The sequence below is a fragment of the Rugosimonospora africana genome (assembly GCF_016862975.1).
In the GTDB taxonomy this organism is placed as follows: Bacteria; Actinomycetota; Actinomycetes; order Mycobacteriales; family Micromonosporaceae; genus Rugosimonospora; species Rugosimonospora africana.
This window is the reverse complement of sequence record NZ_BONZ01000002.1, coordinates 46,478-68,096: the sequence shown is the minus strand read 5'-3', so window position 1 is coordinate 68,096 and position 21,619 is coordinate 46,478. Positions and strand designations below refer to the sequence as shown.

Below are 21,619 nucleotides of genomic sequence, written 5' to 3'. Positions count from 1 at the left end.
CGGGCGCTGGCCCGCCAGTCGACGGAGCGGACATCGTCCCCCAGCACGTACTCGCGCAGCGTGTCGAACTCCGTACCCTGGCCCCGTCCCCGGGTCACCACGATGCCGTCGATCATGCGCAGCCGGGCCATCTTCTCCGGCAGGAACCGGCGCGACGTGAAGGGCGGCAGCACCCGTACCGTCCACTGTGGAGTTGCCTCGTCCGCCCGGCGTACCGAGTGCTGCCGGTACCCGAGGCCGAGCGGCCCGTACGAGCGGACCGAGACCCGTACCGCCGGCCGGTCGCCCCGGCGGGTCGGGTGCAGCCGCGTGACGATCCGCGTCGAGGAGCCCGGCGCCAGGACGATCCGGTGCGCGTACGGTCCGACCTGCCCGGCCGACGGTACCCAGGCATCCCGTACCTCGGCTCGCAGCAACCGCTGCCCCTCGTTGCTCACGATCAGAGTCACCTGGGCGGATTCGCCCAGCCGTACCTGCCGGTCGCCCTCTCGACGCAGCCGCGCGTCGGTCAGGGCGGCGGCCGCCAGTATGTCCACAATGGACACTACGACCACAAGGCCGATGAAGATCACCGCGGCGAGCCGGACAGCCGGCAGGAACGGCACCAGGACGGCACCGGCGGCGAGCAGGGCGGCCGGCCGCCAGGTGATCATCGGGGCGTCGGCACGGTGGCCAGGACCGAGTCCAGCACCGCGTCGGCGGTGACGTCCTCGAGTTGGGCCTCCGGCCGCAGCCGTACCCGGTGCCGCAGGGTCGGCCGGGCCAGCGCCTTGACGTCGTCCGGCGTCACGTAGTCACGGCCGAGCAGCCAGGCCCATGCCTTCGCGGCGCCGAGCAGAGCGGTGGCGCCCCGGGGAGAGGCACCCAGTTCCAAGGACGGCGACACCCGGGTGGCTCTGCAGAGGTCGACGATGTAGGCGAGCACGCCGTCGGCCACCCCGACCCGCTGCACCGCGGCCCGGCCCGCGGCCAGGTCGGCCGCGCCGGCCACCGGCCGCACCCCGGCCGCCGCGAGGTTGCGGGGATCGAATCCGGCGTGGTGCGCCCGCAGCACGCCGAGTTCCTCCTCGCGGGTCGGCAACGGTACGGACAGCTTCAGCAGGAACCGGTCGAGCTGTGCCTCGGGCAGCGGGTACGTGCCCTCGTACTCGATCGGGTTCTGCGTCGCGGCGACGATGAACGGCTCCGGCAGCGGGCGCGCGGCACCGTCGACCGAGACCTGCCGCTCCTCCATGACCTCAAGCAACGCGGCCTGGGTCTTTGGCGGGGTGCGGTTGATCTCGTCGGCGAGGAGCAGGTTGGTGAACACCGGCCCCTCGCGGAACTCGAAGACGGCGGTGCGCGCGTCGAAGACCAGCGAACCGGTGACATCGCCGGGCATCAGGTCGGGCGTGAACTGCAGCCGCTTCGAGGACAGGTTGAGTGCCGCACCCAGCGCGCGGATCATCAGCGTCTTTGCCACGCCGGGTACGCCTTCGAGCAGCACGTGTCCCCGGCAGAGCAGTGCGATGACCAGGCCGGTGACGACGGCGTCCTGGCCGACGACCACCTTGGCGACCTCGGTGCGCAGCCGGACCAGCGCCTCCCGTGCCCGCGTTGCGTCATCGGCGACGGCCGGCGGGGCGGCGACGGCTTCGGTCATCCGGACTCTCCTTTCGCAATATCGGGAAACGCCTGGTGCATGAGGGCATCCAGCTCGTTTGTCGCGCTGAGCAGCTCGGCGTCGGTGGCCGGCTCAGGGCCGTACAGGATCGCGTCTATCTCGTCGGTCGGTCGGCCGGTGCGGTGCGCGAGCGCCTCCACGACGGTTGCCGGAGCCGGAGCCGGATCCGGCCCGAGGTCGAGGGCCGCCACCAGGCGGCGAATCGCCGCGGTGCGCAGGATGTGGAGCGCCCAGCCCCGGGCCTTCGCCCGCTGGTACAGCCGCCCCCGGCCGGCGACGGTCTCCAGCCCGCGCACGGTCACCGGCAGCGGCTCGGCGACGGGTGGCCCGAGCCGGCGCGCCTTGGCCAGGGCGATCGCGAGCATGGCCGCGACCAGCAGAGCCAGTACGGCCCAGAACTGGGGCGGTATCGGCAGCGGCGGCGAGTCGCCGCTGGAGGAGTTGTGGCTCGACCCGCCTCCGGAACCGCCGCCGCCCCCCTGACCGTTGCCCCCGTTCGAGCCGCCCGACGACCCGGAACCGCCCGACCCGCCGAACGAGCCGGTGCCGCCGCCGCTCCCGTTGGGCGGCGGTTCGTTGCCGTGGAGGTCGAGCCAGACCACCCGGGGGTAGCGGGAGAGCAGTCCGGTGGCGAGCGCGGCGTTGCCGTACTCGTCGATCCGGTCGTTGCGGAACGGGTCGCTGGCCCCGACGAGAATCACCTCGGGCCGGCCCAGCCGGAGGCTGAGCAGCGCGTCCTGGTAGCACCGCAGGTACGTCTCGTCGGGTGAGGGCTGGTAGCGGACGTGGTAGACCGCTGCCTCGCCGGCCTCTTGCGCCTCGGGCATCGCGCAGCCGGGCTCGACCGCCTTGGTCGCCCAGCGGGTACTCGCGCCGCCCACCGGGATGTGCCCGCTCGCCAGCATGTACGCGCTCGGAGCGAGCAGGACGACCCGGGTGGTCTCGGGCAGCAGCTCGAGTACCCGCACGTACGCCGGGTTCATCAGGGCGGGGGCGGGTACGAACAGCGTCGCGTTGCCCCGGAGGGCGGAGGTCAGGGCGTCCGGGCTCCGGTGCACCGTCTCGATCCCGATGCCCTTGTCGGCCAGCAGCTGAGCCAGGCGGGAACCGCCGTCCGAGCCGCTGTCGACCGGGGTCAACGCCGACGGATCGGGTTGCTCGATGGCGTGCGTGACGACGGTGACGATGAGCACCAGCACAGCCACCGCGAACGGTACGGCCACCCGCAGCCAGCGCCGTCGCCGAGGACCGGCCGGGGGCGCGGCAGCCGCGGGGGCGGGTCCGGCCTGGGTGGGGACCGCCGGTGCGGTGGCGGTCGCCGGCTCGCTCGCCTGATTGGTCGCCTGATCGGTCGTGCTCACCGATGGGCTCCCGCCATCGTCGACGCGAGCGCCGCGTGCACCTGGTCCGCGTACCCGCGCATCTGTCCATCATGGACCGCGGTCGCCGGGCGCTGCCCGTACCAGATGTCGGAGAAGGTCCGGGACGCGGCGTCGAGCGGCGCCCCCACCGGCGGCCAGGCGGTGCCCGCCGCGGCGGCCAGCTCGGTCACCGTCCACCCCGGACGGCTCTGGACCACCTGGTGGTCCACGAGTTCCCGGACGATCCCGCGCAGCCGTTCCCGGACCGCTTCGCCGAACCGGCCCTGGGCGGCCAGCCGGTCGGCCAGCGACACGAACGCCTCCGTCGGCAGGTCGGGCAGTTCGTCACCGGCCACGATGGTCGGCTCGTCCGCCGGCTCCTGTTCGGCGCGGCGCCGGCGCCACGGCCAGCGCAGCCGGAACCGGCGCCAGGGCCAACGCAGCCGCGGCCATCGCCAGCGGATGCCGCGCCGCCCCTCCCCGGTCCGTGCGCGGGGCCACCAGCGCCACGGCAGCCAGGAGGGCCACCAGTAGAGTGCCGCCGCGCACAGCCCGGCGAGGACGAACAGCAGCAGGGCGGCCAGGCCCAGCGGAAGGTAATCGCCGAGACCGGCGACCCGTTCGGTCCACCACCGGCTCACCGGGGCACCGCCAGTGCTGGTTCGGTGGGCCGGTCGCGGCGCAGGGCCCGGGACAGCGCGAGGTCCAGCCCTTCCACCCGCATCCGGTTCTCCACGTGGACGACCGCGTCGAGGCAGGCCAGCGCCGGGTATGCGATGGAGTTGACGATTCCCCAGGCCAGCGTCGCGGCCAGCCAGAGCCAGGGGCTGTCCTGGTCGACCACGATCCGCAGCAGGGCGATGCTGCCGGCACCGAGCCCCAGCCGGATGACCCACCAGGCCAGGTAGCCGAGCAGCCGGATGCCGGCCGGGCGCCAGCCGCCGCGGGTGACCAGGGCCACCGACCGTGCGATCGCCGGGAACGGTCCGATCGCCAGGAAGGGTCCGGTCGGCCAGGGAGATTCCGGCTGTCCGGTTGGCGCCGTCCCGCTGGAAGGCGGGCCGGGGGCGTGCGGGCCGGGGAGGTGGGGCCCGGCCGGAGCGGTACGGCGTGCCGGCCGCCGGTCGATGATGAGCACCGGAGCGGACAGGCCGGCCAGCAGGTACCAGAAGATCCCGGGCACCAGCCCGGCGGCCGCGCCGATCGCGGCGCCCACACCGAGCACCAGCGCGAGTATCCCCAGCGCGCCCGGTCGGCTACCCGGTCCGAACGGGCGCTTGGGCGCGGGCGCGCCGACCAGGTCGGCGACCGACGCCTGGGCGGCCAGCCCGCCGAGCAGCACGATGATCACGGTCTCGGTGCCGAATCCGGTCGCGAGCAGCCCCCAGTACTGCGCCGCGTGGTCGGTGGACTGCGGGAGATACCAGGGCGGCGCGACCCCGGCCGCCCGGCGCAGCGGGTAGAGCGCGGCCTGCTCGGCCGCGGCGAGTCCGAGGGCCGTGCCGATCAGCAGCAGGGCGTTGCGCCGCAACAGGTTGGTGGCCGCGTCGAGAAGTTCGCCGAGAGTCTGTGGGCGCAGCGGCAGGCGTTCGGCGCTGGCCCCACCCATGCCGTTGTCCTCCTTGAGACTCGCCGGCTCGCGCCGTTCCCGTCGCCAGCGGTCTCATCCTGGCACGTCCGAGCGTGCCGTGCTGTCCGCCGCGCAGTCACATCCTGGGCTTGCCCGGGTCCTCCGGCGGCGCCTGCGGAGGGCGGATCGTCCGCGGGCGAGGGCGGGCGTGGAGGCGGGGACCACGCGGCCCGGCGAAGGGGGCCGAGTGGGCCGGACACCCCGCCCGGGCGCCGGATTTCGATCTGGGCGATGACGAGGCATTATTGAAGCCCCCGTCAACCTCGGGGCCTCCGATGGGAGCGCGTGTTCTGGGACGTGCGACCCTAGCTGGGGTTTTAGCCCGAATTTATCCGGTTCCGAAAGTCGGGTTCCCGGATTCGGTCATGAAGATGGAATATTGGGCGCATGAGAGCTCGGGTCCTGGTGGTCGACGATGACCCCGCCCTCGCCGAGATGCTCGGCATCGTGCTACGCAGTGAGGGATTTCTGCCCTCGTTCGTGGCGGACGGTGAACGCGCGCTGGGCGCGTTCCGGGAGGCACGACCCGATATCGTGCTACTCGACCTCATGCTGCCCGGCATGAGCGGAATCGACGTCTGTCGAGCCATCCGGTCCGAATCCGGCATCCCGATCGTGATGCTCACCGCGAAGAGCGACACGGTCGACGTGGTGCTCGGGCTGGAGTCCGGCGCGGACGACTACGTCGTCAAGCCGTTCAAGCCGAAGGAACTGGTCGCCCGGATGCGGGCCAGGCTGCGCCGCGGCGAAGACGTGACGCCGGAGCTGCTGACCATCGGTCCGAACGGCAACCAGATCACCATCGACGTCCCGGCGCACACCGTGAGCCGGGACGGCGACGAGGTCAAGCTGACTCCGCTGGAGTTCGACCTGCTGGTGGCGCTGGCCCGGAAGCCGCGCCAGGTGTTCACCCGTGAGGTCCTGCTGGAGCAGGTCTGGGGGTACCGGCACGCCGCCGACACCCGCCTCGTGAACGTGCACGTCCAGCGGCTGCGCGCCAAGATCGAACCGGACCCGGAGCGCCCCGAGATCATCCTGACCGTGCGTGGCGTCGGCTACAAGGCCGGCACCGGGTAGGCCCAACCGTGAGTACCTGGCTCCTCGCTCAATACCGGTACCTGCGCCACCGTCCCGTGGTGCGGGCGCTGCGGCGCACCGTCGGCGAGCGCGTGATCGTCGCCTGGGTGTCCGGTCGCCGTGCCTGGCGGCGGTCGCTCCAGCTGCGCATGGTCGTGATCACCCTGCTGGTCTCCGGCGTGCTGGTCGGCGCGTTCGGCGTGCTGGTCGCCTCGATGATCACCGAGGGTCTGGTCGACGCCAAGGTGACCAGCGCTCGCGACCAGGTGAGCCAGGGTGCCAAGACGATGGGGGAGCAGCTGGACGCGATCAAGGATCCGCTGGATGTGCGGACCTCGATCCCCGGCGTGCTCACCCGGCTGACGGCCAACACCGAGGGCGCCACCGTGGCGATCCTCTCCGATGACGGAGCCCCGCAACCCCCGCAGACCTCGGGGAACAACGCGCTGGTCGTCGACGCGATCCCCCGTCAGCTGCAGGCGTACGTCGGCGGCGGGCGCACCGGAGGCGCCGACGTGGTGGCGCACCAGTTCGTGACCGCCGACCTGGGCAACGGCGACGAGCCGTACCTGGTGTACGGCAGCCCGGTGACCGTCTCCAACGACCACTTCGAGCTCTACTACTTCTTCCCGCTCAACACCGAGCAGCAGGCCGCCGACCTGGTGCGCACCACGGTCGTCGCGACCGGGGTCGCGCTCGTCGTGCTGCTGGCCGTGCTCGCCGCGCTCACCACCCGGCTGGTCGTCCAGCCGGTGCGCACCGCGGCCCGCACCGCGCAGCGGCTGTCCGCCGGCCTTCTCGACCAGCGGATGGAGGTGCGCGGCGAGGACGATCTGGCACTGCTGGCCGCGTCCTTCAACCAGATGGCGGAGAACCTGCAACGGCAGATCATCCGGCTGGAGGAGATGTCCCGGCTCCAGCGCCGGTTCACCTCGGACGTGTCACACGAGCTGCGTACGCCGCTGACCACGGTACGGATGGCGGCCGATCTGATCTACGCGGAGCGCGACGAGTTCGATCCGGCGATGGCCCGCAGCGCCGAACTGTTGCACGCCGAGCTGGACCGGTTCGAGGAGTTGCTCACGGACCTGCTGGAGATCAGCCGGTTCGACGCCGGGTTCGCGGTGCTCGACGCCGAGCCGACCGACGTGGCGCCGATCGTGGAGTCGGTCAGCGAACGGCTGAGCTCGCTGGCCGAGCGCTGCGGGGTACGGATCGATCTGAACGTACCGGCGGCGCCGGTGATCGCCGAGGTGGACCCGCGCCGAGTCGAGCGGATCCTGCGCAACCTGGTCGGCAACGCCGTCGAGCACGCCGAGGCGCGCCCGGTCGTGGTGACCCTGCACGCCGACGAGGTCGCGGTCGCGATCACCGTGCGGGACCACGGCATCGGGCTGAACAAGGGCGACGAGAAGCTGGTCTTCAACCGGTTCTGGCGGGCCGACCCGTCCCGGGCACGGCAGACCGGCGGCACCGGGCTGGGGTTGTCCATCGCGCTGGAGGATGCCCGGCTGCACGGCGGCTGGTTGGAGGCGTGGGGCGCGCCGGGCCAGGGCGCCCAGTTCCGGTTGACCCTCCCGCTGCGCGCCGGCGACCGGCTGACGTCCTCGCCGCTCCGGCTGGTTCCGCCGGACGCCGATTCGATCCGGGGCCGGCTCGCGCTGACCGCGGGCCCGGCGGCCCAGCACCCGTCGCCCGCGGTCGTGCCGAGCGTCGTCCTGCCCGCGCCCGCCGACCCCACCCCGACCGATCACTCGACGACCAACCACCCGGCCGGCGGCTACCTGCCGAGCGACTTCGCGATCAACTACCTGGCGGGCGCCTACCTGGTGATCGATCCGGCGGCGAGCGCCCCCGCGGGCGATCCCGGGCCGCGCGATGCCGCCGACGGCTCGGCGGATGGGGTGCCGGCGACTGGTCCCGGTCGTCGCGCGGTGCCAGACGCGCCGGGCCAGACCGGTCGACACGAGCATGACCCGGGCGACCGCGCCGGACTCGCCCGGGGGAGCCACCGTGGTTGACCGTCGCCAGGTGCTGCGGGTGATCGCGCTGGGCGGCGCGGCGCTCGCGGTACCGGCGGCGTGCGGGCTGCCCTCGGGTGGCCGCCCGATCGTCGACGGGCCGGCGCCGACGGCCGGCCCGGGAGGAAGCGGCAGCGACCTCAAGGCGCCGGTGGCCGAGGACGCCACCGACCCGGGTGCCCTGGTGAAGAACTTCCTCGGCGCCGTGGCCGGGAAGCTCGATGTGGAGACCGATTTCGGCAAGGCGAATGCCCGGGCGAAGGCGTTCCTGACCGCCAAGGCCCAGCGGACCTGGCCCTCCGCCAGCCAGGTCACCGTGGTCCGCGTCGTCGACGGCCCGACGTCCAGCGCCGGTCTGGCCGGTGAGACCTTCGTCGACGTGACACTCCAGCCGGTTGGCCAGCTGAGCAGCGGGTTCGTCGATCCCAGCTCGATCCCGATGCCGCCGCCGACGGTCGGGTTGCGGTTCACCGTGGTGCTGAACGAGCAGGCGCCGGGCTCGTACCTGATCGATGAGATCGCGCCGCGGACCGCGAACGCGTTCCCGCTCACCGGCATGCTGCTGGACAGCGGCGGCCTCGACGGCCAGTGGTACCAACCGCAGTTGGTCTACTTCTGGTCCACCGACAACGCCCGCAAGGGCCTGGTGCCGGACCTGCGCTACGTACCCATGGTGGGGCTCACCCGGGAGAGCCAACGCACCGAGATCGTCAACTGGATACTCGGTGGGCCGTCCAACCTGCTGGGGAACGCGGTCGCCAACAATCTCTACGCCGGGATCAGCCTGCTCGGGCCGAGCCTGGTGGCACCGGATTCCAACGGTCTTCTGATCAACCTGTCCGCCGCACCGCAGGGCCTCACTTCTCAGCAGGTGATGGACCAGTTGCGCTGGTCGCTGCGGCCCACGTTCTACGAGGGCCCGGTACGGCTGCAGGAGAATTCGCAGAACGTCAAGGCCGACGGGTCGAGCGACATGTACCTCAAGTCGAACCTCGCCGACGAGCCGTACCGCAAGGGCGACGAGACCGCATACTGCGTGGTCGGCGGGGTGGTCCGTGAGGTCACCGACCCGGACCAGCTGCCACAGGCGCTGACCAACGTGAACCGCGACAACCGGAACGTGCGGTACGCGGCGCTCAGCGGCGACCACCCGTACGCCGCCCTGGTCAAGACCGACAACCACCTGTACGTCGGCGGCGTCTACCGCGACAACACCGAGCCGGTGTTCGTCAGGTCCGAACTCGAGGGAACCGCCTGGACCCGGCCGGTCTTCCTGCCCGCCGACGATCCGGTGGTCATGGTCGCCGTGGACGGCCGGCTGTACCGGGTGGATCTCCAGGGCAAGAAGACCGAGGTTTCCGTCATCGAGTCACCGGTGACCGCCTTCTCGGTCGCGCCGGACGGCCACCGGATAGCGGTGATCGCCGGCGGCTCGGCCTGGGTCTGCGCGCTGCGGGTCGATGGGCAGGACATCTCGGCCGGGCCGCCCCGGTACATCGCGTCCGGGTTGAGCGGGCTGACCGGGATCGCATGGTCCCGGCTCGACCGGGTGCTGATCGCCGGCCGGGGGACGACGGCCAACTACCAGCTGGCTCAGGCGACCATCGACGGCGCCGTCGCGGAGACGTGGCCGGTCGCCTTCTCATACAAGATCACTCAGGTTGTGGCACTGCCCCGGCTGCCGTCGACGGACAGCAATGTGCCCCGCGCGATGGTGCAGACGGACCACAACATCGCCTACTACGTCTCGTCCAGCCACTTCGATCCGATGAAGCTGAAGAACCCGGGCGGTTCCCCGTCACCGACCGCGTCCGCCGGCCACGCGCCGGCCACCGAGCCGGCGCCGAGCAACCCGTTCTATCTGGACTAGGGGCCGCCGGTGACGTGGCTGGGGCAGACGTGGACCGGGTTGGCCGATCTGGTACTCCCGGGCACCTGCGCCGGCTGCGGAGCCGGTGGACCGGGCGCGCTGTGCGCGAACTGCACCCGGCTGCTGCGGGGTCTGCGGGCCCATCCGGTACGGCCGACTCCGGCCCCACCCGGGCTGCCCGGCTGCGTGGCTCTGGGCGGGTACGAGGGAGCGCTGCGCGAGGTGCTTCTGGCGTACAAGGAGCGGGGCCGGCACACGCTGGCGCGGACGCTGGGCGACCTGCTCGCGTCGGCGGTCGCCGCCGGGGTACGGCTGGCCGGACCGCCCGCCGGTACCCCGCTGCTGCTGGTACCGGTGCCGGACACCGCGGCCGCCGCTCGGGACCGGTACGGCGACCACATGCTGCGGCTCGCCCGGCGGGCGGCGGTACGGCTCAACGCCGCCGGCTGGCCGGCCGGCCTGGCGACCCCGCTGTCCGCCCGGCCGCGCGCCGACTCGGCCCACCTCGACCGGGCCGGCCGTGCCGATGCCGCGGCGGGGGCTTTCGCGCCCCGCACGCGTGAACTCGCCCGGATGGCGGAGGTGGCGGCGCGGGGCGCCGTGGTCGTGGCGCTCGACGACATCCTCACCACCGGCGCCACCCTGGCCGCGGTCGCCGGCCGGCTGCGTGCCTCGGGTGTTCCGGTACCGCTGGCGGTGGTGTTGGCGGCGACCCGTAGACGGGCCGGTTCGCGTACGCCGTCCGGGTGATTTTCATAGATCCCCTACTGCCCGAACTGCGGGCGAAATACTCCAAACCGTTGTTGAAAACAAGGGGTGACGTCCGAGCGAACAAGGGTTAGCGTCGGACCTCATCGGGGACTGGCAGCGATCGAAGGAGGAGTTAGTCACCCGGTCCGCCACTGGGCCGAGTCACGTCAATTCGCCACCGGGCAGGGGGCAGCGGTGGCGTCCAGGACAAGGACCTTGGGGGAGGTCGCACCTGTGGAAATCGTCGTCAAAGGCCGCAACGTGGAAGTGCCGGACCACTACCGGCAGCATGTGGCCGACAAGCTGCACAAAGTCGAGCGTTACGACCAGAAGATCATTCGGGTAGAGGTCGAACTCTCCCACGAACGCAATCCTCGCCAGTCTGACCACTGCCAGCGGGTGCAGGTCACGTGCATCTCCCGGGGCCCGACAGTCCGGGCCGAGGCGTGTGCCGCCGACTTCTACTCCGCTCTGGATCAGGCCACCGCGAAACTCGAGGCAAGGCTGCGCCGCGCCGCCGACCGGCGCCGGGTGCACCGTGGTCGTCACGCGCCGGTCTCTGTCGCCGCCGCGACCTCGGGCCTGCCGCTACCCGAGCTGTCCGCCCAGCCGATCGCCGGGCAGACCGCTACCGCCGTTCTCGAGCCCATCGAGCTCGACGAGGACCGTCCGTGGCACATCGCGCGCGAGAAGGAGCACCGGGCGATCCCGATGACGGTCGATGAAGCCCTGTTCCAGATGGAGATGGTCGGGCACAACTTCTTCCTGTACCTCGACAAGGAGTCCGGCCGCCCGTGCGTGGTGTACCGGCGACGAGCCTACGACTACGGAGTGATCTCGCTGGCTGCCTGATCGGCCGCCGAGGCGTTCGCGCCATTCCCGGGACGGGTGGGTACCCCGTCCCGGGAGGCGAGCCGGAGCGACAGGCCCCGCGGCACGGCCCGGCGCCACCTGGGTCGGGCGCCGCCCGAGTCCGGTGCCGCCGCTCCGGTTGCCGGTGCGGCCCGGCGCCGCCGTCCTCACCCGGGTCGCCGGTGCGGCGGTCCGGTGCGGCTTGTCCGGCTCTGCGATGATCCCTGAGTGCCTGACGCGCAGACCGACGTTTCATCGACGGACCATCGGCCGGCGGACGGAAGGACCCTGATCCGCTCGGATCTGGTGATCCTCATGGGAGCCGCGGCCGGGATCGTGGCGGCCGGCGTCACCCGGTACGCGCACGCCAACCAGGTCCTCGCGTTCGCCTGCTCGGGCATCGCGGTCGCGCTGCTGGCCGCCCTCGTGGCGCGCAGCGTCGAGCAGCTCGGCGACCGGTTCGGGCCGGGCGCCACCGGCGTGTTGCAGGGCGCGCTGGGCAACCTGCCCGAGCTGTTCATCTCGTTCTTCGCGCTGCGGGCGGGCCTCCGGCTGGTCGTCCAGTCGGCGATCATCGGCTCGATGCTGGCCAATCTGCTCCTGGTGCTCGGCGCCGCGTTCGTGGTCGGCGGGCTCAAGAACGGCCCCCAGAAGTTCGAACGGGCCCGCGCCAGGCAGACCTCCGTCCTGCTGGTGCTGGCCACGGCCGCGCTGGTGCTGCCCAGCATGGCCCAGCTCACCCACAGCCCGGCGGCGTCGCACGTGCGGGTGCTGTCCGACACGGTGGCGGTGGTCCTGCTGATCGTGTTCGTGCTGTCGCTGCCCGCCTCGCTGGCTCGTCAGGACAGCGGCGCCGCGTCAGCCAAGGCCGCCGCGTCAGCCAAGGCCGCCGGGTCCGCGAGAGCGCAGGGCACCAAGGGCGCGACGAACTCGGCCGAGCCGCCCCGGTGGCCGGTCTGGCTCGCGGTGGGCATGCTCGCGGCGGCGGCCGTGGCGTCCGCGATGGTCTCCGACTGGTTCGTCAACGCGCTCCAGCCCGCGATCACCAGCCTGCATCTCTCCCAGGCGTTCGCCGGTCTGGTGGTGGTGGCGATCGCCGGCAACGCCATCGAGAACGTGGTCGGCATCCAGTTGGCCTTCCGCAACCAGACGGACTACGCGCTGTCCGTCATCGTGAACAGCCCGCTCCAGGTCGCGTTGCTGCTCGCACCCGCGCTCGTACTGCTGAGCCTGACCACCGCCACCACGCTGACCCTGGTGTTCGCGCCGATGCTGGTCGCCGCGGTGGTGGTGACCGTCGTGCTGGTCACTCTGATCGTCTTCGACGGCGAGTCGAACTGGCTGGAGGGCGCGATCCTGATGGGTCTCTACGTGATCATCGCGGCGGTGTTCTGGTGGGGCTAGCCCGCCTGTTGAGCGATGTCCTCGGGGAGCAGCGCGTACAGGATGGTGTCGACCCGGGTACCGGCCGGACCCGGCAGCCGGGAGTGCTCGTACCCCTCGCGGCGGAACCCGGCCCGTTGCAGTACCCGCTGAGACCGGGTGTTGCCCGGCGCGGCGCCGGCGATCAGGCGGGTGACGCCCACCGCCTCGAACGCCCACGCGGCGACCAGCCCGGCGGCCCGGGACGCGAAACCGCGCCCGCGCCACGGCGGCAGCAGACTGTATCCGATCATGGCCTGGCCGGTCACCGGCTCGGCGTAGCGCAGCGTGATCTCCCCGGCGAACGCGCCGCTGGCCGCGTCCCGGATCGTCAGGTCGGCAGCGGTGCCGGCCAGCCACTCGGCCGGCGCCTCGGCGCAGCGGCGCTCGATCTGGTCCATCCTCGGCAACTGGGACGAGACCGTGGTCGCCACCACGTCGGGCAGGCTGCGCAGGGCGAACACGTTCGGCGCGTCTTGAATCCACAGTGGACGGAGTGAGACCACGCCGTCGGTCAGCTCGCCGGACGGCAGGTCGGGCAGGGTCCGCAGGCTGGGCCCCTCCGGGTCGGTGCGCAGCCGGGCCCACACGATCAGGTCGTACCGGCTGCCGTCCCGGTTGATGCCACCGCCCCGGCGCAGCCCCTCCCGCCGGTAACCGGCGTTGATCGCGACCCGCTGGCTGGGCCAGTTCTCCGGATGGGTGAGCAGTTCCACGCGGGTCAGGCCGCGGGCCGCGCCCCACTTCGTCAGCGCGATGGCGGTGGCGGTCGCGACGCCCCGTGCCCGGGCCCAGGGCGCCACCCAGTACCCGACCTCGCCGGAGCCCTCCTCCCAGCGCAGGTGGTGCAGGCCGGCGGCACCCAGCACCTCATCGGTACGGGGGTCGGCGATCACGTAGTCGACCCGGTCGGGGGCGCCGACGCGTACCCGGTCGATCCACCGCTGGACGTCCCGCGGGGTGCACGGGTCGGGTACCGCCGGGACGTACCGGGTGACCAGCGGGTCCACGCCGGCGTGCAGGCGGTCCCGGTCGGCCGGTCGGGGCGCGCGCAGGACGACCCCGTCGTCTTCTCCGATCGGCCGACTCATGCCCGCTCCTTCCCGCCTCCGGCGACCCGTGCCCGATCCGCCCGCCCCGGCTGTCCGCCGCCGGGAAACCGGGGCGGCACCGGCTCATCCGACCGGGCCGGGCCGTGGGGGCACGCCGCTGTGTGATCGTACGGGTACTGCCCGCCTCGCCGGTGCGATCGGCGTCGGTACCGTCGGTCCGAGCCGCGGTCGCGGGCGGCTACCCTGGCCGGGCGGCGATGGTGGTCGGGCACGGTGGGTCAGGCCGGATCGGTGGACAGCAGCGCGCCGACCCACGCGTCGCGGCGCTCGCCGCGCTGGGCGCAGCCCGCCCGCTGCACCCCTTCCACGCTGAAGCCGGCCTTCTCCGCGACCCGGCGCGACGCCTCGTTGCCGACGTGCGCGCGCCAGACGATCCGGGTCAGGCCGAGCGCCTCGAAGCCCCAGGCGCACAGCGACTTCAGCGTCCGGGTCGCGTGCCCGCGCCCCCGGGCCCACGGGGCGACCAGGAAACCGACCTCGGCGGCGGCCTCGTCGCCGGCGGTCAGGCGCAGGTCGATCGTGCCGACGTACTCGTTGCGCGCGTCCACCATCTGGTACACCGCCCCCTCCCCGGCGGCCCAGGTCAGCGGCGCGTGTCGCAGCGTGTAGAACTCCGCGTCGGCGCGGACGTACGGCACCGGAACCGTCGTCCAGCGTGCCGACTCCTGGTCCCGGCACGCCGCCGTGATCAGGTCGATGTCCGCCGCGCGCAGCGGCACCAGGCCCGGCAGGCGTGGCTGGGGCCGGGAGAACACGGCGGCCCGCCGCGCGGCCAGCGATCCGGGCGCGTACGCGGCCGGGGTCTGCGGGGTGACCTCGCCCGGCATCAGGGTGCCCCACCAGACGTCCGCCCACCCGGGCCCCTCGACGATCCGAGTGCGGCCGTGTACCCGTACCCCGGCGCGCAGCGCGACCAGCCGGGACGTGTGGTTGCCGACCAGGGCGCGCCAGCCGATCCGGTGGACGCCGGCCCGCTCGAACGCGAAAGCCGCCACCGCCCGGAGCGCGGTCGCGGCCACCCCCCGGCCCCGCGCCCACGGTGCCGTCCAGTACCCGATCTCGCCGGTACCGTCGCGGATCTCGGTCAGCCCGCAGGATCCGAGCAGTTCGCCGGACTTCGCGTCGAAAACGCCCAGCGGGGCGCCGGTTCCCTCGGTCCACGCCTTTGGCGACAATTCGGTAACGAAGCTGGTGGCGTGGCGGAGCAGGTACGGACTGGGCATTCGAGTCCATCGCTGAATATCGGAATCCTGGCAGGCGCGGTACACCGGGCCGGCATCGGCCGGCTGCCAGGGCCGGATCAGCACGTTCCCGGCGAGGATCTCCATCAACGGGCTCGGCACGATCATGAGGTTACGGACAGAACGCGAACCGTGCTACGGTCCGAATTTCATGATCAACGCAAAATTGAGGGTCCGTTTAGTCACGATCGCGGCTCCGGGTCCCAGCGCGGCTGACAGTTCGGCCCTCTGTCCGCCTACGATGGTTCGGCAGACTGTCTAGGGAGCGGAATCCGTGGCGTTCTTCGAGAAGATCCTCCGCGCCGGCGAGGGGCGGATGGTGCGCCGCCTGGCGGCCATCGCCAACGCCGTGAACTCGATTGAGGACAACTACGTCGATCTCACCGACGAGGAGTTGCGTGAGCTGACGGACCAGTACAAGCAGCGGTACAAGGATGGCGAGTCCCTGGACGACCTGCTGCCTGAGGCGTTCGCGACGGCCCGGGAAGCGGCCAGCCGGGTGCTCGGCCAGCGGGCGTACGACGTCCAGATCATGGGCGCCGCCGCGCTGCACTTCGGCAACATCGCCGAGATGAAGACGGGTGAGGGCAAGACCCTGACCTCGGTCTTCCCGGTCTATCTCAACGCGTTGTCCGGCGAAGGCGTGCACGTCGTCACGACGAACGACTACCTCGCACAGCGCGACGCCGAGTGGATGGGCCAGGTGCACCGGTTCCTCGGGCTGACGGTGGGCGTGATCCTGCCCAACCAGCCGAGCGCCGAGCACCAGGCGGCCTACGCCCAGGACGTCACCTACGGCACGAACAACGAGTTCGGCTTCGACTACCTGCGCGACAACATGAGCCTGTCCGCCGAGGACCTGGTGCAGCGAGGGCACAACTTCGCGATGGTGGACGAGGTCGACTCGATCCTGATCGACGAGGCCAGGACTCCGTTGATCATTTCCGGCCCGGCCGAGCAGTCGGCCCGGTGGTACCAGGAGTTCGCCCAGGTGGTCGGCCGGATGAACCGGGGCACCGAGGGTGAGGGCGACTACGAGGTCGACGAGTCCAAGCGCACGATCGCGGTCACCGAGGCCGGCGTGGCGAAGGTCGAGGACCGGCTGGGCATCGACAACCTGTACGAGTCGGTGAACACCCCGCTGGTCGGCTTCCTGAACAACGCGATCAAGGCCAAGGAACTGTACAAGCGCGACAAGGACTACATCGTCAGCGACGAAGGCGAAGTGCTGATCGTCGACGAGTTCACCGGTCGCATCCTGCACGGCCGCCGGTACAACGAGGGCATGCACCAGGCCATCGAGGCCAAGGAGCGCGTGGAGATCAAGCAGGAGAACCAGACCCTCGCGACGATCACCCTGCAGAACTACTTCCGGCTGTACAGCAAGCTGGCCGGCATGACCGGTACCGCCCAGACCGAGGCGGCCGAGTTCAACAAGGTCTACGACGTCGGCGTGGTGCCGATCCCGACCCACCGGCCGATGATCCGCGCCGACCGCCCGGACGTGATCTACAAGACCGAGAAGGCGAAGTTCGGCGCGGTCGTCGAGGACATCGCCGAGCGGCACGCGCAGGGCCAGCCGGTGCTGGTCGGCACGGTGTCCGTGGAAAACTCCGAGGTGCTCTCCCAGATGCTGCGCCGGCGCGGCATCCCACACAACGTGCTGAACGCGAAGTTCCACGCCAAGGAGGCGGAGATCATCGCGCAGGCCGGCCGGAAGGGCGCGGTCACCGTGTCCACCAACATGGCCGGTCGAGGCACCGACATCCTGCTCGGCGGCAACGCGGAGTTCCTGGCCGCGTCCGAGCTGCGCCAGCGGGGCGTGGACCAGGAGGAAAACCCGGAGGAATTCGCCTCGGCGTGGACCGACGCGCTGGCCAAGTGGGAGAAGCTGTGCAGCGAGGAGGCCGAGGAGGTCGTCGACGCGGGCGGGCTCTACGTGCTGGGGACAGAGCGGCACGAGTCCCGGCGCATCGACAACCAGTTGCGTGGACGCTCCGGCCGGCAGGGTGACCCGGGCGAGTCGCGGTTCTACCTGTCCCTCCAGGACGACCTGATGCGCCGGTTCCGTGCCGGTGCGGTCGAGGCGGTCATGGAGCGCTTCAACATCCCCGAGGATGTGCCGATCGAGTCCAAGATGGTCTCGAAGCAGATCAAGAGCGCGCAGACCCAGATCGAGGCGCAGAACGCGGAGATCCGGAAGAACGTCCTGAAGTACGACGAGGTACTCAACCGGCAGCGCACGGTGATCTACACCGAGCGTAAGCGGGTGCTCGACGGCGAAGACCTCCACGATCAGGTCACCAACATGATCGACGATGTGGTGCGGGCGTACGTCGCCGGCGCCACCAGCGAGGGGTACGCGGAGGACTGGGACCTCGACCAGCTGTGGTCCAGCCTCAAGCAGCTCTACCCGGTCGGGGTAACCGTCGAGGACATCGAGGAGGAGACGAACGCCGAGCGCGACCAGCTCGACTCGGAGTTCCTCCAGGCTCGGATGATCGAGGACGCTCAGGAGTCGTACGTCCACCGCGAGGAGGAGCTGGGCTCTGAGGCGATGCGGGAGCTGGAGCGTCAGGTCCTGCTCGCGGTCATCGACCGCAAGTGGCGCGAGCACCTCTACGAGATGGACTACCTCCAGGAAGGTGTCGGCCTGCGGGCCTACGCGCAGCGCGACCCGCTGGTCGAGTACCAGCGCGAGGGCTTCGACATGTTCAACCAGATGCTCGACGGCATCAAGGAGGAGGCTGTCGGCTTCCTGTTCAACCTGGACGTCCAGGTTGAACAGCAGCAGGCGCCGGCGCCGGTCGACGACACGACCGGCGGGCAGCCGGGGCCGGCCGTCCCGCTGCCGGGCTCCGAGGGGCAGGTCGAGATCAGGGCCAAGGGGCTGGGCGGTCAGCGGAACACTCCGCGGGCTCTCCAGTACTCGGCGCCCGCGGTCGACGGCGAGGCCGGCCGGGGTACCGCGGCCTTCGAGGACGCGCCCGCGCTCGGTATCGGCGAGGGCGGCAACCAGCCGCCGGCGCGCCGGCCCGGCCCGTCCTCGACCACCGCGACCGGGGGACGCCAGGCGTCCGCCGGGCAGGCGGTCGGAACCAGCCCGTCGCGTAACGCGCCCTGCCCCTGCGGCTCGGGCAAGAAGTACAAGCGCTGCCACGGCGCCCCTGCCGTCTGACCAGGAACGACCGGCGACGGCCGGCGGACCCTTGGGTTCGCCGGCCGTCGCCGTCTTCGAGGGTCTTTTCGTCGTACCGCTCACACCACCTCGACGTGGGTGCACAGCCAGGTGTCCTCGCGGTATTCCAGGCGTAGCGCGAGCGCCCAGGTGCGCCCGGCCCGGCTCAGGACGGCGACCGCCTCCACGGCCCCGTCGCGGGGCTCGGCGACGCGCGTGCGGCGCAGCCTGATCCGATCGGCGCTCGGCCCCGGGAGGGTGGCCCGCCCCGTGACGTCCGGCTGGCCCGGGAGGCCGGCCCGGACCGGGGCGCCGGCGTGCCGGCCGGCACCCGGCACGTCTGTCCGCACCGCGAACCCGGCTCGCCTCACTCCTCCCTCTGCGCCGGCCTGTCCGGTCCCGCCCGTCGTGCCGGCCTGTCTGGTCCCGCTGGCGTTGCCGGCTTGCCTGGTCCCGCCCGCGATGCCGGGCTGTCTGGTCCCGCCCGTGGCGCCGGCCTGTCTGGTCGCACCTGCGGCTTCACCGGGCGGCTGGTGCCCGGCCCGCGCCACCGGGCGGGCCAGCTGGTCGGCGACCGACTCGAACGCGCTGGGCACGGTAAACCGGCGGAGGTGCCCGACGGGCCGGAAGCCCTCCAGGACCTCCAGGCACAGCCCGACGTAGCGGTATGCGGCGTGCCGGCCGGTGACGGCCCGGGGCGGTGCCCCATCGGCCGGTGAGGCGGGCAGCGCGGCTGGCGGAGTGGGCAGCTCAGCGGGCTCGGTGTGGTCAAGGGCGCCGCTTCCCGCCTTCTCACCCGGATCTGGGTCGAGGCCGCGATCGGGGCCCCGACCATGACGGCAGCCGTGGTGCCAGCCGTCGCCGGCCGGCACCACCTCGTCGTCGTACGGCGGCTCGAAGGACGGTGCGGGCCGCAGCCTGACCAGCGGTACCGCCCCGACGGCGGTGCGGCGCGTGGCCTCCTGCGGCGGCCGGGTGCGGATGGCAAGCGACGTGGTCACGGGGCCTCCCGGGGGTCAGTCTCTCTCGATTCCTTCGTTTGCCTACGTTTGCCTTCAGTGATTTGTAGCTCAGTATGTTCTACCCCGTCAACGTCCGGCTGCCTTCAATTGGCGGTACGGGCCGGATCGCACACGACGGACGGCCGCCGATCCCCCTCGGGGTCGACGGCCGTCGGGTGCGGCGGGAGGGGCTCTCAGCTCGGCGGGTCGATGTCGTCCTCGCGCCCGACCAGCGGATTTTCTTTCACCCAGTCGGCCGTCTCCGCGTACTTCTGCGCGATGTAGTCCTCGAGCTTCGCCCGCTCGATGCGCCACTGACCCCGTCCGCCGATCTTGATCGCGGGCAGCTCGCCGCTGCGCACCATGTGGTAGACCTGCGACATCGACACGGAAAGCTCGTCCGCGACTTCTTGCATCTGCATGAACCGGCTGGGCATTGCCTCAGTTTGCCATCGATTGCCTGCACTGGTGCGAAACCGGCCGTCGGGTACCAGCGACGCGGCCCCGGCACGGCCGACCGGATAGCCTTCCCTCCGGGCCGCCCACGGTGTACTACGGGTGGCGACAACTGCTGATCGCGCGGGGGTGCGCACCGTGAAGGACAACCTGATCAGGATCTACCTGCCTGCGACTCTCCCCGACCTCACCGAGTTGCGGGAGCGGGGTCAGCTGTCCCTCGACAGCCTGGGTGGCGAGGCACACGCGGTCACCCCGAGCCTGCGCGAGTGGTACACGGAAGGCGACGAGGAGGAGCTGGAGTACGTCGCGTTCACCCGGGCCGCCCAGGCGGCGCTCCGGCTGCTACGTCCGGCTCCGACGGCTCCCCGGCGCCGGGTGGTGATCTCCGCCGACCTGTCCCCGACGGGTGTCGGCGCGGCCGACCCGGAGCTGGGCTCCAGCGTGATCCGGTTGACCGGCCCGGTGCCACTGGCCGCGATCGCCGCGATTCACGTCGACGACGCGCGGGCGGAGCCGGAGGTGGAGGCGGCCGTCAAGGTCGTCGAGGAGGCGCTGGCCGGGGACGCGGACGCCCAGTTCACCGTGGACGCCACCGAGGATCACGAGCTGGCCTGGTACGACGTCTCCGAGATCGACCACATCGTGGTGCCGCCCTCCGAAGGCGCTGCCTGACCGGGCCTAAGCCTCGTCGGCCGGCGCCGAGGTGCCGCGCGGCGCGGCGGCCAACTCCGCCGCGTCGTCGATCGCGTCAGGCTCGGCCTTCCGCGCCGCCGGTGCGGTCTTCCGGCCGCCGTGGCCGGTCGCGTCGCGGTCGGTCTTCGTGCCGGACGCGCCGCTCGTGGACGCAGTATGTGAGTCCGCTGCCGGTGCCGACCTGGTGTCCGTGCCGCTCCCGGCCGTACCCTCCGGTCGGGTCGCCGTACCGCGCCGGTTGGCGCCCCGCCTGCCGGCCGGTTCCGCCGGTACGGCGGTTGCCGGCCGTACCGTGACGCCGAACGCGATCAATGCGACGAACGCGCCGGTGAACAGGACGATCAGCCCGTGATTGAGGCGGGACCCGCTGGAGTACGCGATGGCCGCCTGGTCGATCGCGCTGTCGCTGCCGGCGGCGCCGAACAGCTGGCCGCCGCCCAGCCGGGTGACCACCTCGGCGAGCAGCAGGATGATCCCGGGCGTCGCGCCACCGGCCAGGTGCGCCAAGAAGCGGGGCCAGAACTGGAGGCCGGTGCCGGACCTGCGCAGGTACAGGAACGCCACGATGCCGGCCAGGACGCCGGCCAGCAGCGATTCGGTCGGCGTGAGCCGGTTCAGCGCGTCGGCGCGGGACTGCACCGAATTTCCCGCTCCGAACAGGTCGAGCAGCGCGTCCTGCTTGTAGTTGAGCACGAAGCCGAGGAGGAACGCGACGATGGTGGCGGCCAGCCCGGCCGAGATCATTTCCCGCGGACGGACGCTGCCGATGATGCCGCCGACCGCGCCCGCAGCCAGTACCGCCCAGGCGAGCACCATGATCGACGACCGGTGACCGTATCCGAGCAGGATCATGCCGCTGGCCAGACCGCCGATGACCAGGCCGGAGACCAGGGCGATGACGGACGCCGCCCAGCCACCCGGAGTGGACAGCCGGGGGCGCACCCAGCCGAGCGCGGTCACTCCGGCCGTGGCCCCGGCGAGCATGGTGGCGGCAACCACCCCGGGTAGCGCGAGCGCGGCGTCGAACACCGCGATGAGTTCGTCCTGCCCGGCTCCGACGATGCTCGCGTGCGCCGCCCACAGGTACGCGGCGAGCCAGATCAGGCCGAGTGTGAGCAGCACGACCGTGCTGCGCTGGCCGGCGGGATGCTCGGCGTCTTCAGGCATCTCGGCTCCCCTTGGTCAATGTCGCCGACGACTCAGGGTACGCGCGTGGGTAACCACGCCCGTCACGTGGCGCTGGCTGCCAGCGTCGGGAGCCAGGCGTGCCAATATGGGTGTGGCCTCGC

At 71.9% G+C, this 21,619-nt stretch carries 18 protein-coding genes and 1 pseudogene; 9 read left to right on the top strand and 10 right to left on the bottom strand.

Translation table 11 applies throughout. The features are described 5' to 3' along the window. The 5 genes from Raf01_RS00865 to Raf01_RS00845 form a co-directional block, all read right to left on the bottom strand. Positions 1 to 653: DUF58 domain-containing protein (locus Raf01_RS00865; protein ID WP_203915728.1), on the bottom strand; the 653-nt coding region annotated here is incomplete at its 3' end. Continuing rightward, on the bottom strand, positions 650 to 1,642 hold the full coding sequence (locus Raf01_RS00860) for an AAA family ATPase (protein ID WP_203915727.1): 993 nt from the start codon (positions 1,640 to 1,642) through the stop codon (positions 650 to 652). The genes Raf01_RS00865 and Raf01_RS00860, both read right to left, overlap by 4 nt. Further along, positions 1,639 to 3,024, bottom strand: coding sequence for a DUF4350 domain-containing protein (locus tag Raf01_RS00855; protein ID WP_203915726.1), 1,386 nt, complete (start codon positions 3,022 to 3,024; stop codon positions 1,639 to 1,641). The genes Raf01_RS00860 and Raf01_RS00855 overlap by 4 nt, the downstream gene beginning before the upstream one ends. Then, positions 3,021 to 3,665, bottom strand: a complete 645-nt coding sequence (locus tag Raf01_RS00850; protein ID WP_203915725.1) for a DUF4129 domain-containing protein — start codon at positions 3,663 to 3,665, stop codon at positions 3,021 to 3,023. Before Raf01_RS00850 ends, Raf01_RS00855 begins: the two co-directional genes overlap by 4 nt. Further along, positions 3,662 to 4,633 (bottom strand): hypothetical protein, encoded by a 972-nt coding sequence (locus Raf01_RS00845; RefSeq protein WP_203915724.1) that lies wholly within the window; start codon positions 4,631 to 4,633, stop codon positions 3,662 to 3,664. The genes Raf01_RS00850 and Raf01_RS00845 overlap by 4 nt, the downstream gene beginning before the upstream one ends. Positions 4,634 to 5,041: 408 nt before the next feature. On the opposite strand from Raf01_RS00845, the gene mtrA reads away from it, so the two are divergent. The 6 genes from mtrA to cax all read left to right on the top strand — a co-directional run bounded on the left by mtrA (position 5,042) and on the right by cax (position 12,628). Continuing rightward, the gene (gene mtrA / locus Raf01_RS00840) at positions 5,042 to 5,731 is read left to right on the top strand and encodes an MtrAB system response regulator MtrA (RefSeq protein WP_203915723.1); all 690 of its coding nucleotides are present in this window, start codon (positions 5,042 to 5,044) and stop codon (positions 5,729 to 5,731) included. Positions 5,732 to 5,790: 59 nt separating this feature from the next. Then, positions 5,791 to 7,752 (top strand): MtrAB system histidine kinase MtrB, encoded by a 1,962-nt coding sequence (gene mtrB / locus Raf01_RS00835; protein ID WP_373319421.1) that lies wholly within the window; start codon positions 5,791 to 5,793, stop codon positions 7,750 to 7,752. Further along, positions 7,745 to 9,622 (top strand): LpqB family beta-propeller domain-containing protein, encoded by a 1,878-nt coding sequence (locus Raf01_RS00830; RefSeq protein WP_203915722.1) that lies wholly within the window; start codon positions 7,745 to 7,747, stop codon positions 9,620 to 9,622. The genes mtrB and Raf01_RS00830 overlap by 8 nt, the downstream gene beginning before the upstream one ends. 9 nt (positions 9,623 to 9,631) lie before the next feature. Next, positions 9,632 to 10,372, top strand: coding sequence for a ComF family protein (locus Raf01_RS00825; protein ID WP_203915721.1), 741 nt, complete (start codon positions 9,632 to 9,634; stop codon positions 10,370 to 10,372). A 234-nt stretch (positions 10,373 to 10,606) separates the two neighbouring features. Next, positions 10,607 to 11,224, top strand: a complete 618-nt coding sequence (gene hpf / locus Raf01_RS00820; protein ID WP_203915720.1) for a ribosome hibernation-promoting factor, HPF/YfiA family — start codon at positions 10,607 to 10,609, stop codon at positions 11,222 to 11,224. A gap of 228 nt (positions 11,225 to 11,452) precedes the next feature. Beyond that, complete coding sequence (gene cax, locus Raf01_RS00815; protein ID WP_239133271.1) at positions 11,453 to 12,628, top strand: calcium/proton exchanger; 1,176 nt, start codon at positions 11,453 to 11,455, stop codon at positions 12,626 to 12,628. Here cax and Raf01_RS00810 read toward each other — a convergent pair. Continuing rightward, entirely contained in the window at positions 12,625 to 13,737 is a 1,113-nt protein-coding gene (locus tag Raf01_RS00810; RefSeq protein ID WP_203915719.1) for a GNAT family N-acetyltransferase, read from the bottom strand. The genes cax and Raf01_RS00810 overlap by 4 nt on opposite strands. 239 nt (positions 13,738 to 13,976) lie before the next feature. Then, positions 13,977 to 15,101, bottom strand: coding sequence for a GNAT family N-acetyltransferase (locus Raf01_RS00805; RefSeq protein ID WP_239133270.1), 1,125 nt, complete (start codon positions 15,099 to 15,101; stop codon positions 13,977 to 13,979). Between the two features lie 214 nt (positions 15,102 to 15,315). On the opposite strand from Raf01_RS00805, the pseudogene secA reads away from it, so the two are divergent. Both secA and Raf01_RS51225 read left to right on the top strand, forming a co-directional pair. Further along, positions 15,316 to 17,785, top strand: a pseudogene (gene secA / locus Raf01_RS00800) (preprotein translocase subunit SecA); the annotation flags it as partial. Then, positions 17,758 to 18,177 (top strand): SEC-C metal-binding domain-containing protein, encoded by a 420-nt coding sequence (locus Raf01_RS51225; protein WP_444544539.1) that lies wholly within the window; start codon positions 17,758 to 17,760, stop codon positions 18,175 to 18,177. The pseudogene secA and the gene Raf01_RS51225, both read left to right, overlap by 28 nt. Before the next feature lie 80 nt (positions 18,178 to 18,257). Here the strand turns inward: Raf01_RS51225 and Raf01_RS00795 are convergent, their stop codons facing one another. Beyond that, positions 18,258 to 19,178: an Rv3235 family protein gene (locus Raf01_RS00795; RefSeq protein WP_203915717.1), complete on the bottom strand. Its 921-nt coding sequence runs from the start codon at positions 19,176 to 19,178 to the stop codon at positions 18,258 to 18,260. Between the two features lie 194 nt (positions 19,179 to 19,372). Beyond that, positions 19,373 to 19,615: a helix-turn-helix domain-containing protein gene (locus Raf01_RS00790; protein ID WP_203915716.1), complete on the bottom strand. Its 243-nt coding sequence runs from the start codon at positions 19,613 to 19,615 to the stop codon at positions 19,373 to 19,375. A gap of 157 nt (positions 19,616 to 19,772) precedes the next feature. Here Raf01_RS00790 and Raf01_RS00785 point away from each other — a divergent pair, with 157 nt between their 5' ends. Beyond that, a complete protein-coding gene (locus Raf01_RS00785) occupies positions 19,773 to 20,309 on the top strand; it encodes a DUF6912 family protein (RefSeq protein ID WP_203915715.1) in 537 nt (178 codons plus the stop codon). 6 nt (positions 20,310 to 20,315) lie between these two features. Here the strand turns inward: Raf01_RS00785 and Raf01_RS00780 are convergent, their stop codons facing one another. Then, entirely contained in the window at positions 20,316 to 21,497 is a 1,182-nt protein-coding gene (locus Raf01_RS00780; protein WP_203915714.1) for a hypothetical protein, read from the bottom strand. Positions 21,498 to 21,619: the final 122 nt, after the last annotated feature.

What these genes read in the sequence shown, in the direction of transcription:
- Raf01_RS00860 (WP_203915727.1), bottom strand. Translation starts at nt 1,642, where the DNA reads ATGACCGAAGCCGTCGCCGCCCCGCCGGCCGTCGCCGATGACGCAACG.
- Raf01_RS00845 (WP_203915724.1), bottom strand. Translation starts at nt 4,633, where the DNA reads ATGGGTGGGGCCAGCGCCGAACGCCTGCCGCTGCGCCCACAGACTCTC.
- mtrA (WP_203915723.1), top strand. Translation starts at nt 5,042, where the DNA reads ATGAGAGCTCGGGTCCTGGTGGTCGACGATGACCCCGCCCTCGCCGAG.
- Raf01_RS00810 (WP_203915719.1), bottom strand. Translation starts at nt 13,737, where the DNA reads ATGAGTCGGCCGATCGGAGAAGACGACGGGGTCGTCCTGCGCGCGCCC.
- Raf01_RS00790 (WP_203915716.1), bottom strand. Translation starts at nt 19,615, where the DNA reads ATGCCCAGCCGGTTCATGCAGATGCAAGAAGTCGCGGACGAGCTTTCC.
- Raf01_RS00780 (WP_203915714.1), bottom strand. Translation starts at nt 21,497, where the DNA reads ATGCCTGAAGACGCCGAGCATCCCGCCGGCCAGCGCAGCACGGTCGTG.